Source organism: uncultured Meiothermus sp. (genome assembly GCF_937863175.1).
GTDB lineage: Bacteria > Deinococcota > Deinococci > Deinococcales > Thermaceae > Meiothermus.
Map to the genome: position 1 here is coordinate 1 of NZ_CALMCQ010000300.1, position 15,619 is coordinate 15,619.

Here is a 15,619-nt window from a genome sequence, read left to right on the forward strand (position 1 = left end):
TTCAGCGGGGGTGTTTTTGCCCTTACAGGATGAAGTATTTCCCGACCAGGATGACTTTGGACGAATTTTCTACCTGAATGCCCGCATGAGTGGAGCAGGCATTCCGCAAATCTCAGCCATCATGGGCAACTGTGTGGCGGGAGGGGCCTATCTTCCGCTCATGACCGATGCGCTGATTATGACTGAGGGCTCGGGGCTGTATCTGGCCGGGCCGGCCCTGGTCAAGGCCGCCATTGGGCAGGAGGTGGGTTCGGATGAGTTGGGCGGTGCGCGCATGCACGCCGAGGTTTCTGGCACGGTGGATTTTTACGAGCCCGACGATGGGGCAGCCATTGCCCGTATTCGGGCGCTGGCTTCGCTGTACTCCCAGCCAGCCCTGGCTCCGTGGGCAGTGGAGCGCCGCCCCGAGAAGGAGCCCTTTCACCCCCCGGAAGACTTGTATGGCCTGGTCTCACCCGATGGCTCGAGGCCCTACGACGTGAAAGAAGTGATTGCCCGGCTGGTGGATGCCTCTGAATTCCACGAGTTTAAGGCCAGCTATGGACAAACCCTGGTCTGTGGCTATGCCCGACTGGGGGGGTTTCCGGTAGGGATTGTAGCCAACCAGCGCCTGATCATCAAAAAGCCTGCCCTGCCCGGGGGGTCGGGAGGGAAGATCGAGGTAGGCGGGGTGATTTACGCCGAGGCTTCCGACAAGGCCGCACGCTTCATCCTGGAGGTTAACCAGCGGTTCATCCCCCTGCTGTTCTTGATGGACGTGACCGGGTTCATGGTGGGTAAGGAGTCCGAGCAGCAGGGCATTATTCGGCGGGGCGCCAAGCTGGTGAACGCGGTCTCCAACTCGGTGGTGCCCAAAATTACCCTCATCACCGGCGGCTCTTTTGGAGCGGGCAACTACGCGATGGCCGGTAAAGCCTATGGCCCCCGCTTCATCTATGCCTGGCCCTCGGCCAGATATGCCGTGATGAGCGGCAACGCCGCCGCCAAGACCCTGATGGAAATTGAGCTGGCCAAGCTCGAGCGCGAAGGAAAGAAGCCCACCGAGGAAGACCTGGTAGAGCTCTACGAGCACATCAAGGGCCGCTACGAAGAAACCCTCGACCCCCGCTATGCGGCAGCCCGGCTCTGGGTGGACGAGGTGATCTTCCCCCACGAGACCCGCGAACGCCTGAGGGGTAGCCTCGAGGTCTGCGCCCTGAACCCTTTGCGCGAGCAGATGCGGGTAGGGGTGTTTCAGGTTTAGCTTTCGTCTGGCTTGAAAACGTGGGTTGGGGTGTCCATCTCGGCCAGCGGAAGCACCTCGTAGCGGGCGAAGTTATAGACCGGGGCCATGGCCAGCAGGCGCTCGAGCTCTTCGTTGGACTCCACATCGTAGATCCAGGCCCCGCCGTGTTTGCCCACGATATGGTAGCGCCCGACCAGCTTACCCCGCTCGCGGATTTTTTGAGCGTACTCGGGCATCCGCATGATCACGCTGGCAAAGTCGCCACGCATTCTCGACAGATCCAACTCCCACAACACCAGAAACTTCATTCCCATAATGACCTCCGGATGTAGCGCGATTCTGGCTATCTCTGGCGCTGGAAAAGTGGCTGCGTTTGCCAGGAAGACCAAGCCCCACACAGTCTTTCTATCCCAGGAGAGTGCAGGGTTCTTTCTAAGAACCGCTCTTACCCCGCGATTATATGGTGCTCTGGAGATCCTGGCGAGAACTCGAGGCTGCAGAAAGTCCAGCGAAGATGCCTATACACGGGGACGCCGCAGGGCGCAGATCCGAAATAGCCTAAGGCCTTGGTTTTTCTTAATCCAGGTGATTTTCGGGGTTAATGGGTTCAGGTTTTAGCTACGGTTGAGGTATACTCCCCTTCGGGTAAAAGACCCAAAGTCTATCTCGTGGGAGGTTAGTGGATGTATCGTCGTATCGCACTCGCACTTACTGCCCTGCTGTTGGCCGCCTGTGGAACCAGGATTGGTTCGGATACCCAGGCTCCGGTACTCGGACTCGACAACCCCAATGTGATTCAGGGCCAGTACATTGTGGTTTACCAGGAGGATGCCAGGGTACTGGCGTCGCTGCAAAGCCTTAAGGCCAGTCTGGCAGGGGGTGTCAGCCTGCAACGACAGGAGTTGCAAAGCCTGGGCTTGTCTGCCGACGCCCGTATTCAACAGGTCTACACCGCTGCTTTGCAGGGACTGGCCGCAAGCTTATCACCCGAGAATTTGGCTGCGCTTCGACAAGACCCCAGGGTCGCCTACATCGAAGCCGACCAGGTAATGAGCGTGGATGCCACGCAGTTGAACGCAACCTGGGGTCTGGATCGGATTGACCAGCGCACCCTGCCCCTGAGCACCACCTTTACCTATAACAACACCGGAACCGGGGTGCAGGCCTACATCATTGATACCGGAATCCGCGTCACTCACAGCGATTTTGCTGGCAGGGCCGTGTTTGGCTTCGATGCAATTGGCGATGGGCAGAACGGCAACGACTGCAACGGACACGGAACCCACGTGGCCGGAACGGTGGGTGGTTCGACTTATGGGGTGGCCAAGGGTACGCGCTTATACTCGGTGCGGGTACTGAACTGTGCAGGCTCGGGCACCAACTCCGGGGTGATTGCCGGGGTAGACTGGGTACGACTCCATGCACAAAGGCCCGCCGTAGCCAATATGAGCCTGGGTGGGGGGGCCTCGAGCGCCCTCGATACTGCGGTTAATAACGCCATCAATTCCGGGATCACCTTTGCGCTGGCAGCCGGCAACAGCAACCGCGACGCCTGCAACTTCTCCCCGGCCCGCGTGGCCGCAGGGATCACCGTGGGGGCCACGACATCCACCGATGCCCGGGCCTCGTACTCCAATTTTGGAAGCTGCCTGGATCTCTTCGCGCCAGGCTCGGCCATTACCTCGGCCTGGATAAGCAGCGACACCTCTACCAACACCATCAGCGGCACCTCGATGGCCACGCCGCACGTAGCCGGGGTAGCCGCCCTTTACCTGCAAAGCAACCCTGCTGCCAGCCCCGCCACGGTACGCAATGCCATTGTGGGCAACGCCACCTCGGGTGTGGTAACAAGTCCAGGCCGGCGTTCGCCCAACCTTCTGCTCTTTACAAACTACTGATTGTCCGCCGTTGCATTTATACGCCCCCTGCAATAAAGCAGTTGCAGGGGGTTGTTATCCGTACCAGTTACTGGCCCTCCGTTCAAGCCGACCCAGGGCTTCCACCAGCATCTCGAGGCTCGAGAGGTTGTGTACCGGCAGAAAGTCGTCAATGAAGGGCATGGCGGCCATCAACCCCCTGGTAAGCGGCTGATAGCCAGGGGTGCCGATCAGCGGGTTGAGCCAGATCAGGCGGTAGCAGGATTTCTGCAGGCGCTCCATCTCGAAGGCGAGCTGCTGGGGTTCGCCCTGATCCCAGCCGTCGGATATAACCAGCACGATAGCACCCCGGCCCAGAACCCGTCTGGCCCAGGTGTGGTTGAAGGTGTGCAGACAGGCACCGATTCGCGTCCCGCCCGACCAGTCCTTCACGGCCTGCCCTACCTCGGCCAGTGCGCCGTCCACACTGCGTTTTTTCATCAAGCGGGTGATGCGGGTGAGGCGGGTGCCAAAGGTAAAGGTCTCGATCTGGCGCACCCCCTGACGAGACTGCTCGATGGAAAAAGCATGCAGAAAGTGCAGCAGCATACGCGAGTAGCGCTCCATCGAGCCCGACACATCGGCCAGTGCGATGATGGGGCGGGGCTTGGTCTTGCGCGAACGCCACTTTAGATCCACCAGCTCGCCCTGGTGCTTGAGCGAGCTGCGAAAGCTCTTGCGCAGGTCGAGACGTTCTTTGCCGGTGGCTTTCATGCGCCGGGTGCGGCGCTCTTGGGGGGTCCAGACCAAGCGGTAGAGCATCTGCCGGGCAGCCTCGAGCTCCTCCGGACTCATGGCCTCGAAGGAGCGCCGCTTGAGCAGTTCGCTATGGCTGTAGGTGAGGCTTCGATCCACCAGCGGGATGGGGGGCTGGTTCGACTCGCCCTCGCTCGAGCCCGGCACCGAGGCTAGCTCCATGGGGCGCGGGCGGGGCTTTCTGGGCAACAGGCCCAGTGCGTCCTTAAACAGGTCGCTCAGGGAGTTCTGGCGGTCGTACTCCTGCCAGAAGCGCAGGAACAGCGCGTTGAAGTGCTCGAGGTTCTCGCGCCGGGTGAGCAGGCTGGCCCTGGCAGTGTAGTAGAAACTGTCTGCATCAAGGATGGAAATCTGCTCGAGTCCACGGGCAAAGGTCATGGTCTGGCCTGGCGTCACCACCACGCCGCCTTCGCGCAACAGCCGGGTAAAACGCACCACGTGGGCCAGCAGGTGGCCGCTGGGGAGGGTGGAGGGGGTGTCACGGCCGATCATCGTTGTGGGAGTCGGTTAAGGGCTGCAAACTTTAAACGAATAACCCAGCGTAAAAATGGTGGAAAGCGCAAGGGTTTTTGGCGTATGCCCTGCGGCCTATTATGCTGCGACATCCCTTCACCTTACACTGACTGCCGCCGCCTCGGCCTGCTCGAGCAGCCCGTGGGCCATGCTCTTGGTCTTGACCACGTCATCCTGGTACTTGAGCAACGCCCCCAGGGTCTCCTCGACCACCTGGGGCTCCAGATGGGTCGCGTCCAGTGCGATCAGCGAGGCGGCCCAGTCCAGTGTTTCGGCCACGCCCGGCGCCTTGTAAAGGTCTTCCTTGCGCAATTCCTGCACGAAGGCCACGATCTGCCGGGCCAGCTGCTCGGGTACCCCCGGCACCTTCTCTCGCACAATGCGGTACTCCTTGGCAAAACTGGGGTAATCAATCCAGAAATACAAACAGCGGCGCTTCAGCGCATCATGAATTTCGCGCGTCCGGTTGGACGTAATCACCACCACCGGAGGCTTCTCGGCCCGCACCGTACCGGCTTCAGGAATGGTGATCTGCCAGTCGGAGAGGAACTCGAGCAAAAACGCCTCAAACTCTTCGTCGGCCCGGTCAATCTCGTCAATCAGCAACACCGGGGCCTTGCCGTCCACGCTTTTGAGGGCCTGCAGCAGTGGGCGCTCCAACAGAAACTCCCAGCTAAACACTTCGTGGCGCACCCTGCCCTGGTCGCGCTCGCCGCTGGCTTCCAGGAGGCGAATCTGCAACATCTGGCGGGCATAGTCCCACTCGTACACGGCGTTGCTGATGTCCAGCCCCTCGTAGCACTGTAAGCGAATCAGGCGCGTCCCCAACATCTCGGCCAGCACCTTGACAATCTCGGTCTTGCCCACGCCTGGCTCGCCTTCCAGCAGCAGGGGGCGGCCCAGCTTGAGGGCCAGGAAGACCGCCACCGATAGCCCCTTGTCGGCGATGTAGCGGTGCTGTTCCAGGGCTTTTTGGGTTTCCTCAACCGAGGATGGAATCATGCCCTATTATCCTACTAAAGCTCTAAAACACGCCGTTTTCCACTACGATCCGATCAGCCAAGACCTCCGGTTTGTTGTCGGGTAGTCACCGTGCTGGATCTCGCCGACCTCTAAGCACCGTCCTGTGCACACCGGTTAGAGACCATGCAGGCATGGTGTGAGCAACCGACCAGAGGCCATCACCGGGGTCTTGCTCAACACCGCGGGCTTACGCCTTCCCGGCTGCAGCCGCCAGCGCCCGCTGGGCGTACACATCCACCAGATGCGCGCGGTAATCGGCGGAGGCAAAGTGGTCGCCCAGCAGGTCAGCCGGTCTGACCAGACTTTTGCAAGCTGCTGAAAGCGTGGCAGCATCCAGGGGTTTCCCGGTGACGGCAGCCTCGAGCCCACTCAGGCGCATCGCATGGTGGCCTGCCCCGGTCATACCCACTCGAGCCTCCTGGCATACCCCACCCGACATACGCACCATCGCGGCCACACCCACAATGGCGTAGCGCGAGGCTGGGTGCATCATGGTCTCGTAGGCCATGCCCACACCAGCGGTTTTCACCGGCACGTGAATCTCGGTAAGGATTTCCCCGCTCCCGATAGCGGTGGCGAACATCCCGGTAAAAAAGTTGTCGGCGTCCACCACCCGGTCGCCGTTGCTGCCCACGATCTTCATGCTGGCCCCCAGCGCCAGCATCGAGGCCGGGTAATCGGCGGCGGGGTCGGCATGGGCCAGACTGCCCCCGAGGGTGCCCCTGTTGCGCACCGCCGGGTCGCCGATGATGTGGGCCACTTCGGGCAGTAATGGACAAAGCTGTTTGAGCAGAGCCGAGTCCTCAATCTCAGAGTGGGTGGTCATGGCCCCGATTACCAGGGTGTTACCCCTCTGGCGGATGCCCTTAAGCTCGGCCACCCGGCTGATGTCCACCAGCGCCGAAGGATCGGAAAGCCGCAGCTTCATGGCTGGAATTAGCGAGTGCCCCCCCGCCAAGAGCCGGGCGTCGGGGTTTTTTTGCAGCAGGCTGATGGCCTCCTGCACGGTGTTAACCCGGTGATAAGAAAATTGATTGGTGTACATTCGACCTCCATGTACAGGCCTCGAGGGTCAGGGGCGGTTCACCCTTTGACCCTGGAGGTGGTTCAGTCTGCTGCCTGCTTGCTGCTCTGAATGGTGCGCCAGACCCGCTCGGGGGTGGCGGGCATCTGCATGTGCTTGACCCCAAGGTGCGACAGGGCATCAATCACCGCGTTCATCACCGCCTGGGCGCTGCCGATGGTTCCAGCCTCGCCCGCACCTTTTACCCCCATGGGGTTGACCGGGCTGGGGGTGACGGTGTGCTCGAGTTCGTACCAGGGTAGCATGGCTGCGGTGGGAATCGCGTACTCCAGCATGGTTCCGCTCAGGAGCTGGCCCTCGTCGTCGTAGAAGCCGTGCTCATACAGAGCTTGCGCCACCCCTTGAGCGATACCACCATGAAGCTGACCCTCCACAATCAGGGGGTTGATGATGTTGCCCACGTCGTCCACCCCCACGTAGCGCTTGAGATCCACCTTGCCGGTAGCCGGATCCACCTCCACGATGGCGATGTGGGTGCCGAAGGGGAAGGTGCAGTTGGGTGGGTCGTAGTAGGTGGTCTCGTCGAGGAAGGGTTCGGTGCCCTGCGGCAGACTGTAGGCCAGCGAGGCTTGCAGGGCAATCTCGGCCAGGGTCTTGGCCTTGTCGGGTGAGCCTTTCACGAAGGCTCTGCCGTTCTCGAAAACCATATCCTCGGGAGCGGCTTCCAGCATGTGGGCCGCAATGATCTTGGCTTTCTCCTTGATTTTTTGGGCGCTCCTATGCATGGCCATGCCGCCCACTGCCAGGCTACGGCTGCCGTAGGTGCCATAGCCGAAAGGAGCTGCCAGGGTATCGCCCCACTCGATGGTGACGTCTTCGTAGGGCACCCCCAGCTCGTCGGCCAGTATCTGGGCGAAGGTGGTCTCCACCCCCTGCCCGTGCGGCAACGAGCCGGTGGTCACCACCACCTTTCCGGTGAGGTGAACCCGTACGTTGGCGCTTTCGAAGAGACCGGCGCCCCAGCCCTGCCCAGCAGCCCCGATCCAGGCACTCGGGGCCACCCCGCAAATTTCGACGTAGGAGCTGAGGCCCAGCCCCAGGTAGCGCCCCTGCTTGCGGGCTTCGGCCTGTTCGTGGCGGAAGTTCTGGTAGTCCACCATCTGTAAGGCTTTGTTGAGCGCAGGCTCGTAGTTGCCGCTGTCGTAGGTCAGGAGGCCCAGGCCGTTGTCGTAGGGGAAGTCCTGGGGTTGGATGTAGTTCCTGCGCCGCACCTCGGCGGGATCCATGCCGATCTCGGCGGCGAAGCGATCCATCATCCGCTCGATCAGGTAGCTGGCCTCGGGGCGGCCCGCACCCCGGTAGGCATCCACCAAGGCGGTATTGGTATAGGTGCCCCAGACCTTGCAGTGGGCAGCAGGGATCTTGTATACCCCGGTCAGGATGCGCCCATACAGGGTGGTAGGGATACCGGCCGCGATGGTCGAGAAGTAGCCCCCCAGGTTTGCCCAGGTCTTGACCCGCAAACCCGTTACCTTGCCGTCGCGCGTTCCGGCGAGTTCAACTTCGGTCACATGATCGCGCCCGTGGGTCGAGGTTTTGTAGTTCTCGGAACGGTCTTCGATGTACTTTACCGGGCGGCCCAGCTTACGAGAGGCCCACATGGTAAAGGCCATATCGGCATAACAGAAGATCTTCTGCCCGAAGCCGCCCCCTACATTGGGCGCGATACAGCGCAGCCTGGTCTCGGGGATTCCAAAAACGAAGGCCGTGAGCAGCAGACGCATTACGTGCGGAGCCTGAGAGGTCATCCAGACCGTGAACTCGCCGGTAGCCACATCATACCGGGCAAGGGAGCCTCTGGTCTCCATCGGGGTAGGGATCAGCCGCTGGTTGATGATTTCTTCCTTGACCACCACCTCGGCACTGGCGATGGCTGCGCTGGTCCTGGCGGCATCGCCGCACTCCCACTCCATGCAGATGTTGTTGGCAGCGGCCTCGTGCACCAGAGGCGCGCCGGGCTCGGTGGCTTTGCGGGCGTCTACTACGGCGGGCAGTGGCTCGTACTCCACTTCAACCAGATCCACCGCGTCTCGAGCGGTGTAGCGATCCTCGGCGATCACCAGCGCTACCCCATCTCCCACATGGGTCACCTTGCCCACTGCCAGGGCTCGAGGGGTCACCGCTACGTTTTTTACTCCGCCAGCCTGCCAGGCGGCGGGCAAGGGATTGATGTCCAGCATGTCCTCGCCCACATACACCGCCAGCACACCGGGATGGGCCAGGGCTCTGGACACGTCAATGCCCTTAATTTTAGCGTGGGCATAGGGGCTACGTACCACTGCGGCATAGGTCATCCCCGGCAGTTTGATGTCGTCCACATAGTTGCCGCGCCCCTGGATCAGCCTGGGGTCTTCGCGGCGCTTGATGGCTTTGCCGATCATCTTGGTAACTTCGGCCATACATGCTCCCTTCGGTCGCGCTGATTGCAGCTAACGGTTGATGTTTTAGCTATTGGCAATCTTCTACGGGCATCAATCTGCCGCCCCCGTCACCGGTTCGCCACGCATCTTTGCGGCAGCATACTGAACGGCCAGTACGATGTTCTGGTAGCCGGTGCAGCGGCACAGGTTGCCTTCGAGGGCGTGGCGAATTTCAGCATCGGTTGGGTTGGAGTTTTTGTTCAGCAAGTCGGCAGCGGCCATAATCATGCCGGGGGTACAGAAGCCGCACTGCAGGCCGTGTTTCTCCCAGAAGCCCTCCTGCACCGGGTGGTACTGGCCGTCCTTGACCAGCCCTTCGATGGTGGTGACCGAGGAGCCATCGGCCTGTACCGCGAAGAGGGTGCAGGACTTGACCGCTTGACCATCTACATGCACCACGCAGGCCCCGCACTGGCTGGTGTCGCAGCCGATATGGGTGCCGGTGAGGCCCAGGGTTTCGCGCAGGTAGTGAACCAGCAGCATGCGAGGCTCGACCTCGCCGCGCTGCTCGAGCCCATTGACCGTCATCCTGATGCGTACTTTGTCTGCCATGCTTCCTCCTTGGTACAGGGTTGAGTGGGTTGTTAGATGCAGTATGGGTCAGCAGTTTTTCCTGGCGGGCCTTGATCACCCCCCTGGAACCCAGGCCGGTAGCTGTGTAAGTCTAAGTTCTGTGGGGGCAATGCAAAGAACACGCTATCACCTCGAGTTTCTGGCTGTCGAAAACCATTCCAACCAAGCTAAACCGACTGAGCAGACTTACCCAGGCTTGAAAAATCTTTGATACTACTATATCGCCTCGAGGATGAGAGTGGCAAGAAGTCGGTGGTTTTTCAGATGCCGAGAATGAGTTCAAATGTGTGCTATTCACAAGGACACCCCAGGTTTCCCGGTGTAGGTTAGGGGGAAGAGGAACAGCTTATGGCGAACGAGACCCCGATGCTTTTAGCCGCCCTCGAGGCCGCCTGGGCCGAGGGCAGACAAACCGCCCTGGCGACGGTGGTGCGGGTGGTGGGCTCGGCCTACCGCCGTGAAGGGGCCAAGATGCTGGTGCGCGAGGATGGAGGCTCGGCCTGCATGATCTCCGGCGGCTGTCTGGAGCAGGAGATGATCGAGATCGCCATGCAAATTCTGGCCAGGGGTCGCTCTGAGCGTACAGTTTTTGATTACAACGAGGAAAAGACCTGGTGGCCCGGTTGTGGTGGCACGGTGGAGGTCTGGGTGGAACCCGTGGAGCCACAGGGGGTGGTGCACCGCTGGCTGCTATCAAGCCTAGCCTCCGAGCCTTCGGTCATGGCTACTGTGCTGGGGGGGGGCGAGGGGCGCATCTGGCTGCGGGCCGACGGCAGTGTGGAAGGCCAGGTCACCCCCTCAGAGCTCGAGTCCCAGGTGTTGCGAATTGCTGGCCAGATGGCCTCCAGTGCTTCCCGCCCTACCACCCGTTATGTACAAGAAGCCGAGGTCTTTTTCGACTTAAGCAGCCCCATTCCAGAACTGGTGCTGTTTGGCGCCGGCCACGATGCCAAACCGATGGCCAACCAGGCCCTGGTGCTGGGGTTCGGGGTCACGGTGGTGGATGCCCGGCCCGAGTTACTACAAGGCTTTGAGGGCTGCCAGACCATCCAGGCCGCCCACGAAGAGTTTTCGCACAAGCTGACCCTGACTGCCCGTCACAACGTGGTGGTCATGAACCATCATCTGGACATTGACCGCCAGTCCCTGCGCTTTGCCCTCACCTCTCCTGCCAGATATGTGGGGGTGTTGGGGCCGCGGGGCCGCCTGGAAAAGATGCTGGATGCTTTGAAGACAGAGGGCTTTGTGCCGAGCCTCGAGCAGCTCTCACGCCTGCGCAACCCTATCGGCCTGGACATTGGCGCCGAAAGCCCCGAGGAAATTGCGGTTTCGGCACTGGCCGAAATTGTGGCCTTACAGCGGGGTTTCAGAGGGGGCTTCCTCAACGACAAGAAACTGGGTATCCACGATGCCATGAGCCTGGACATGAATACGCTGCGCTGAAGGGGTGATCGGTCTCCACCCCTCGATGTTCTTGCTCAGCCTTGACGTGCTGTACTTTCCTAACTATGATTGAGTTTGCGGCTTTTGGGGTCGACCCCCCAGCAGACTAGGGGCAGGGTGGTGTTCAGCAAACCCGGCAAGCAGCCGTGCGTCGCAGGGTGGAGCAGTCTGGTAGCTCGTCGGGCTCATAACCCGAAGGTCACAGGTTCAAATCCTGTCCCTGCAACCAAAACCATGCGCCTTCCGGCGCACCTGGCTATGTAGCTCAGCTGGTTAGAGCACACGACTCATAATCGTGGTGTCGGCGGTTCAAGTCCGCCCATAGCCACCATATAGCTTCCTGCCCACACCGCATGGAAGCTTCTTAAGTCTAGCCGCTCGATTCTCCGTAGGGAAGGCAGGGCTCGAGCGCTGAGGACAAACAACCAACCGCTGCCAATCAAAACTCCCTTTAGTCACCAGCTCGGACTTGCTCTACTCTCCAAGCCCTGGTTTGCGGTAGATTTGGGGTTATGAGTTCGACCTACGACCAGATTCAGCAGACGGTAAACCATATTCGTGCCCAGACCGACTTCGTACCCGAAGTGGGCATAGTGCTGGGCTCTGGGCTGGGGCCGCTGGCCGACGAGATTGAGGCGGTTGCCAGTTTTCCCTATGCCTCACTACCCAATTTTCCGCATTCCACCGCGCCAGGGCACGAAGGAAAGCTAATTCTGGGGCGACTGGAAGGCAAGAATGTGCTGGGTTATAAGGGCCGGGTGCACTGCTACGAGGGCTATACCCCTGCCCAGGCCGCGTTCCCGCAGCAGGTTGGGTTTTTTCTGGGGGCCAGAACCTTCATCATCACTTCGGCGGCTGGGGGGCTCAACCCCAACTGGAGTGCGGGTGAACTCATGCTGCATGGCGACTACATCAACTATGCTTCGCTCTCTCCCCTCACTGGCCCAAACGACGAACGCCTGGGGCCACGCTTTCCGGTTATGTTCGATGCCTACGACCCCCAGCTGCGGGCGCTGGCCCACAAGGTAGCCCGCGCTCAGGATTTTGCCCTGCGTGAAGGGGTGTATGCCTGGTGGCCTGGGCCGCAGTTTGCCAGCCGGGCCGAACTTAAGCTATTGCGCACTGTGGGGGCCGATGCCATCGGGATGTCTACGGTGCCCGAGGTAATTGCGCTGAGGCACCTGGGAGCGCGGCTGCTGGGCCTCTCGACCCTCACCGACATGGCCGTGCCGGAGCGCGATCATCACGCCACCGAGCAGGAGGTGCTGGCGGTAGCGGCACGCAGTGGAGCATTATTCCGCAAGTTTGTGCGGGGTATTCTGGCGGCGATATGAACAGGACTGGCCTACAAACTTACCCGAGACCTGCGACTTTTCAGCATGAGCCTTCCTAAAGTCTTAGAGCGCATCGAACAGGCCTGTAGCCGGGTGGGCCGTGACCCCCAAGGGGTTAGGTTGGTGGTGGTGACCAAGGGGCAGTCGGTTACAGAGATTCGCGAACAGGTGTTGCGGTTCGGTAGCTTTCCCCTGGGGGAGTCGCGCATCCAGGAGGCGTTACCCAAGATGGATGAGCTGACGGCAGAGTGGCACTTTGTCGGGCCGCTCCAGCGCAACAAGGCCAGGTTTGCGGTGCGTTTTGACCTGGTTCACTCCCTGGACTCGTTGCGACTGGCCGAGACCGTGGCCCGCAAGGCAGTGGAAAACGGCAAGGTGCAGCCGGTGCTGCTCGAGCTGAACCTGGGCCGCGAGCCGCAAAAGCACGGGCTGTTCGAAGAAGAGCTGCTAGAGGCGCTGGCCCAGGTGCAGGCTTTGCAAGGGCTGTGGGTGCAGGGCTTGATGACCGTTGCACCTTTTAGCGAAAATCCCGAAGCGGTGCGGCCCATTTTTGCCCGGCTCTCGAGGCTGGCCGACCACTACCAGTTACCCGAGCGCAGCATGGGGATGTCGGGCGATTTTGAGGTGGCGGTGGAAGAAGGGGCGACCCTGGTGCGGGTTGGGCGGGCCATCTTCGAGCCGGATGCTTGAAACGGAAGGTAATTTTTCAGGATGGACTGTAGTAGTCTAAAGCGGTGGAAGAGCGTATGACCGGTGAGTTTCGTATGGCGCGCAACGAGCGGAGCGATCTGACTCCCCTGGATATTCGCTACCAGGAGTTCCGCCTGGGGCTGCGGGGCTATTCGGTGGCTGAGGTGCGGGAGTATTTGGGCCGTGCGGCGGATGTACAGACTGCCCTGATTGAAGAAAACGAGCGCATGCGCAGCTATATCCGCGAGCTCGAGGCCGAACTGGCCAAGTCCAGAGAGGGGGAGGCCGAGCTTAAGCGGGCCGTGGTGGCGGCAGAACGCATAGCCCGCGAGATTAAATCCCAGGCCGAGCGCGAAGCCGAACTCATCAAGCGCGAAACCGAGTCCGAACGCCAGGCGGCGTTGCAGGAGTTGGTTGAGCAGATGAAGCGCATCAAGACCGATATTGAACAGGTTCGCAACGACCGTGAACTGTTTGTGGGCCAGTTCCGGGCCTTGCTTGAAGGCTATATGGCTTCACTGGACAGGTTTAAGCGCTGAACAAATCCGATCAGCGTACACCCAACCGGGCCAGCGCAGCCAGCCAGCTTTCGCGTTGCCAGTAGGATTGTTTGAACTGCCCTCGCACGGCAAAACCAGAAGCCTTGAGGCCAATTTGCTCGGCCAAAATGAGCGCCCTGGGCAAATGGGGTTCGTCAGTAACGATAATGGTTTTCGAGTTGCCGATGATGGGGGCCATGTTGGCGAGGTTTTCCCAGGTGCGGCGGCTTTGCTGTTCGCAGTAGAGGGCTGAACGGGGGACGCCTCGAGCTTTCAGGTAGCGGCAACCCACCTCGCCCTCGCTAAAGCGGTCGCCGGGGCGACGGCCCCCGGTCACGGCAATGCGAGGGGCATACCCCTGACGGTAGAGCTTAAGGGCAGCCTCGAGGCGGTTGCGCAGGATGATCGAAGGTTCGCCATTGTACTGGGCTGCGCCCAGTACAACGATCCAGTCGGCTTTTTTCGATGGAGTGGAGGCTGCCCTGGGGCCAAAAACCAGCATCCCCAGACCAACCAGCACCGCAGCAAGCCACCAGCGCATATCTAAAAGTTCACCTCTACAAACGCTGTACAAGCGCCTGAATCAGTTCTTCAGGGTACTCGAAGCGGGGGTTAATGGTCGAGTTGTGGGGGGTTGCCAAAAACCACGCAGTCATCTTCGTGGCCTGCGCCGCCTGCAAATCACCCTCCGAATCTCCAACGTAGAGAGCCTCATCGGGTTTCAGACCAAAATGATCCAGGGCCCGCTGCAGCAAGGCAGGACTGGGCTTGGGCAGGGCATCCTCACGGGTTAGAACCAGGGCAAAAGCCAGACCGTGTTTCTGCAAGGCAATTTCGGTTGCGGCTCGATGGTTGTTGGTGAGCAGCGCGGTTGGCAGCCCCAAATTGCGCAGCTTTCCGAGCAGATCTACCATGCCTTCGCGCAATTCCGACCTGGCGGATAGCGCCTGTTCATAACGTAACAACTGATGGTGTAACAGAGCCTGTTCTTCTGGCGGACGCAGTGCAATCCCATCCAGAATCAGCAAATCAGGTGCGAGGCGATGGTTTTCTTTGAACTCCGCCCAGGGGTTGAAGGTTCTTGGTTTCAAAACGGTATCATCCAGGTCAAAGAAAACGGCTTTCAGCTTACCCACACCCTAAAGCCTACTCGATCGAGGCATAGCCGGTAGTGGTTGGTTTTAGACCTTGTGACCTTTATCATCTTCCCCTGACGAAACAGGTGCTATACTTGTTCCAAGTTGAGACTACGAGCCGCGCTCCCTGAAGCCCAAAACGGTGGAAGGAGCGGGTTTGTCTTTTTGCTCAGCCCCAAGGCGAGAGCGGATCAGGTGATTGATTAGTGGAGAAAATCTTCGGACGCACCAACGGTCTCAAGCCTAGCGAAAAAAAGCGTCTTGCCAACCTGTACAACCGCCGTGTGGGGGCCAGTCGGCTGCTGTCTGCCGAACTGGCCCGTACCCTGGCGGCCCTTTCGGGGGAACTCGAGAAGCCCATCAGCCTGCTCCTGAACAGGGGAGGGCGGGTGGTTCGGGTTGCCGTGGGGGATGCCAGGGAGTTACCTGTACCCGAGCTGGCCCTGGTGGAAACCCGCCTATCTGGTTATCGGATTTTACATACCCATCTGGGCAACGGCGGGCTTTCGCGCCCCGATCTCTCGATGCTGTTCCTGCACCGCCTCGATGTGATGGCCGCCCTGGAGGTCGAGCAAGGGCATCCCACCAAACTACACCTGGCCCAGCTATCGCCGCCCAAGGGCGACGAAGAGGACTGGCAGATTCTCCCTTCCAGGCCTTACCACGAGTATCTCGACTGGGACGTGACCGCTGCGGTGACGGCGCTGGAAGAGGAGCTATCGCGCCAGGCCAGGGGTCTCGACCTTAAGGACGGCTCCGGTGAACGAGCGGTGCTGGTAGGCGTAGATCAGGGCGAGGGGGTGCAAGCTGAGATAGATCTGGCTGAACTGGTTGAACTGGCCCGCACCGCAGGGGCCGTGGTGGCCCACAAAGAACTGGTTTTTCGCCCCAACCTCGACCCACGCTATGCGATTGGGCGTGGCAAGGTGGATGAACTGGTCTCCCAGGCCTACCACCAGAATGCTGG

Annotated in this window: 14 protein-coding genes, 2 tRNA genes and 1 pseudogene; 9 read left to right on the forward strand and 8 right to left on the reverse strand. The window is 60.5% G+C overall.

Translation table 11 applies throughout. From position 1 onward, the window contains the following. Positions 1 to 1,243: carboxyl transferase domain-containing protein (locus Q0288_RS11425; RefSeq protein WP_299430507.1), on the forward strand; the 1,243-nt coding region annotated here is incomplete at its 5' end. On the opposite strand, the gene Q0288_RS11430 is transcribed toward Q0288_RS11425, so the two are convergent. Then, a complete protein-coding gene (locus Q0288_RS11430; protein ID WP_299430510.1) occupies positions 1,240 to 1,539 on the reverse strand; it encodes a muconolactone Delta-isomerase family protein in 300 nt (99 codons plus the stop codon). The genes Q0288_RS11425 and Q0288_RS11430 overlap by 4 nt on opposite strands. Positions 1,540 to 1,908: 369 nt before the next feature. Here Q0288_RS11430 and Q0288_RS11435 point away from each other — a divergent pair, with 369 nt between their 5' ends. Next, a complete protein-coding gene (locus Q0288_RS11435) occupies positions 1,909 to 3,123 on the forward strand; it encodes a S8 family peptidase (RefSeq protein ID WP_299430512.1) in 1,215 nt (404 codons plus the stop codon). Between the two features lie 54 nt (positions 3,124 to 3,177). Here Q0288_RS11435 and Q0288_RS11440 read toward each other — a convergent pair whose 3' ends face one another. The 5 genes from Q0288_RS11440 to Q0288_RS11460 all read right to left on the reverse strand — a co-directional run bounded on the left by Q0288_RS11440 (position 3,178) and on the right by Q0288_RS11460 (position 9,489). Continuing rightward, entirely contained in the window at positions 3,178 to 4,389 is a 1,212-nt protein-coding gene (locus Q0288_RS11440; RefSeq protein ID WP_299430514.1) for a VWA domain-containing protein, read from the reverse strand. Positions 4,390 to 4,506: 117 nt separating this feature from the next. Continuing rightward, positions 4,507 to 5,412: a MoxR family ATPase gene (locus Q0288_RS11445; RefSeq protein WP_299430516.1), complete on the reverse strand. Its 906-nt coding sequence runs from the start codon at positions 5,410 to 5,412 to the stop codon at positions 4,507 to 4,509. Between the two features lie 208 nt (positions 5,413 to 5,620). After that, entirely contained in the window at positions 5,621 to 6,478 is an 858-nt protein-coding gene (locus Q0288_RS11450; protein WP_299430518.1) for a xanthine dehydrogenase family protein subunit M, read from the reverse strand. 62 nt (positions 6,479 to 6,540) lie between these two features. Beyond that, positions 6,541 to 8,916, reverse strand: a complete 2,376-nt coding sequence (locus Q0288_RS11455) for a xanthine dehydrogenase family protein molybdopterin-binding subunit (protein ID WP_299430520.1) — start codon at positions 8,914 to 8,916, stop codon at positions 6,541 to 6,543. Between the two features lie 72 nt (positions 8,917 to 8,988). Continuing rightward, positions 8,989 to 9,489, reverse strand: coding sequence for a (2Fe-2S)-binding protein (locus Q0288_RS11460; RefSeq protein ID WP_299430522.1), 501 nt, complete (start codon positions 9,487 to 9,489; stop codon positions 8,989 to 8,991). Positions 9,490 to 9,858: 369 nt separating this feature from the next. Here Q0288_RS11460 and Q0288_RS11465 point away from each other — a divergent pair, with 369 nt between their 5' ends. The 6 genes from Q0288_RS11465 to Q0288_RS11490 all read left to right on the forward strand — a co-directional run bounded on the left by Q0288_RS11465 (position 9,859) and on the right by Q0288_RS11490 (position 13,516). After that, positions 9,859 to 10,953 carry an XdhC/CoxI family protein gene (locus tag Q0288_RS11465; protein ID WP_299430524.1) on the forward strand — a complete coding sequence of 365 codons (1,095 nt, stop codon included), beginning with the start codon at positions 9,859 to 9,861 and terminating at the stop codon, positions 10,951 to 10,953. Positions 10,954 to 11,105: 152 nt separating this feature from the next. Further along, a tRNA-Met gene (locus Q0288_RS11470) sits at positions 11,106 to 11,182 on the forward strand. Between the two features lie 25 nt (positions 11,183 to 11,207). After that, positions 11,208 to 11,284, forward strand: a tRNA-Met gene (locus Q0288_RS11475). 181 nt (positions 11,285 to 11,465) lie between these two features. Beyond that, positions 11,466 to 12,287 carry a purine-nucleoside phosphorylase gene (locus tag Q0288_RS11480; RefSeq protein WP_299430526.1) on the forward strand — a complete coding sequence of 274 codons (822 nt, stop codon included), beginning with the start codon at positions 11,466 to 11,468 and terminating at the stop codon, positions 12,285 to 12,287. A gap of 45 nt (positions 12,288 to 12,332) precedes the next feature. After that, positions 12,333 to 12,977 carry a YggS family pyridoxal phosphate-dependent enzyme gene (locus Q0288_RS11485; protein ID WP_299430528.1) on the forward strand — a complete coding sequence of 215 codons (645 nt, stop codon included), beginning with the start codon at positions 12,333 to 12,335 and terminating at the stop codon, positions 12,975 to 12,977. Positions 12,978 to 13,021: 44 nt separating this feature from the next. Next, entirely contained in the window at positions 13,022 to 13,516 is a 495-nt protein-coding gene (locus Q0288_RS11490; protein ID WP_299430530.1) for a DivIVA domain-containing protein, read from the forward strand. Positions 13,517 to 13,526: 10 nt separating this feature from the next. On the opposite strand, the gene Q0288_RS11495 is transcribed toward Q0288_RS11490, so the two are convergent. Together Q0288_RS11495 and Q0288_RS11500 are read right to left on the reverse strand one after the other, a co-directional pair. Continuing rightward, positions 13,527 to 14,057 (reverse strand): YdcF family protein, encoded by a 531-nt coding sequence (locus Q0288_RS11495; RefSeq protein WP_299430532.1) that lies wholly within the window; start codon positions 14,055 to 14,057, stop codon positions 13,527 to 13,529. A gap of 16 nt (positions 14,058 to 14,073) precedes the next feature. Beyond that, positions 14,074 to 14,652, reverse strand: a complete 579-nt coding sequence (locus Q0288_RS11500; RefSeq protein WP_299430534.1) for an HAD-IA family hydrolase — start codon at positions 14,650 to 14,652, stop codon at positions 14,074 to 14,076. Positions 14,653 to 14,858: 206 nt separating this feature from the next. Here Q0288_RS11500 and Q0288_RS11505 point away from each other — a divergent pair. Continuing rightward, positions 14,859 to 15,619: pseudogene (locus Q0288_RS11505) on the forward strand (GTPase HflX); the annotation flags it as partial.

Coding starts and splice junctions, on each gene's coding strand:
- Q0288_RS11480 (WP_299430526.1), top strand. CDS start 11,466: ATGAGTTCGACCTACGACCAGATTCAGCAGACGGTAAACCATATTCGT.
- Q0288_RS11440 (WP_299430514.1), bottom strand. CDS start 4,389: ATGATCGGCCGTGACACCCCCTCCACCCTCCCCAGCGGCCACCTGCTG.
- Q0288_RS11455 (WP_299430520.1), bottom strand. CDS start 8,916: ATGGCCGAAGTTACCAAGATGATCGGCAAAGCCATCAAGCGCCGCGAA.
- Q0288_RS11465 (WP_299430524.1), top strand. CDS start 9,859: ATGGCGAACGAGACCCCGATGCTTTTAGCCGCCCTCGAGGCCGCCTGG.
- Q0288_RS11495 (WP_299430532.1), bottom strand. CDS start 14,057: ATGCGCTGGTGGCTTGCTGCGGTGCTGGTTGGTCTGGGGATGCTGGTT.
- Q0288_RS11450 (WP_299430518.1), bottom strand. CDS start 6,478: ATGTACACCAATCAATTTTCTTATCACCGGGTTAACACCGTGCAGGAG.
- Q0288_RS11430 (WP_299430510.1), bottom strand. CDS start 1,539: ATGGGAATGAAGTTTCTGGTGTTGTGGGAGTTGGATCTGTCGAGAATG.
- Q0288_RS11485 (WP_299430528.1), top strand. CDS start 12,333: ATGAGCCTTCCTAAAGTCTTAGAGCGCATCGAACAGGCCTGTAGCCGG.
- Q0288_RS11460 (WP_299430522.1), bottom strand. CDS start 9,489: ATGGCAGACAAAGTACGCATCAGGATGACGGTCAATGGGCTCGAGCAG.
- Q0288_RS11445 (WP_299430516.1), bottom strand. CDS start 5,412: ATGATTCCATCCTCGGTTGAGGAAACCCAAAAAGCCCTGGAACAGCAC.
- Q0288_RS11435 (WP_299430512.1), top strand. CDS start 1,909: ATGTATCGTCGTATCGCACTCGCACTTACTGCCCTGCTGTTGGCCGCC.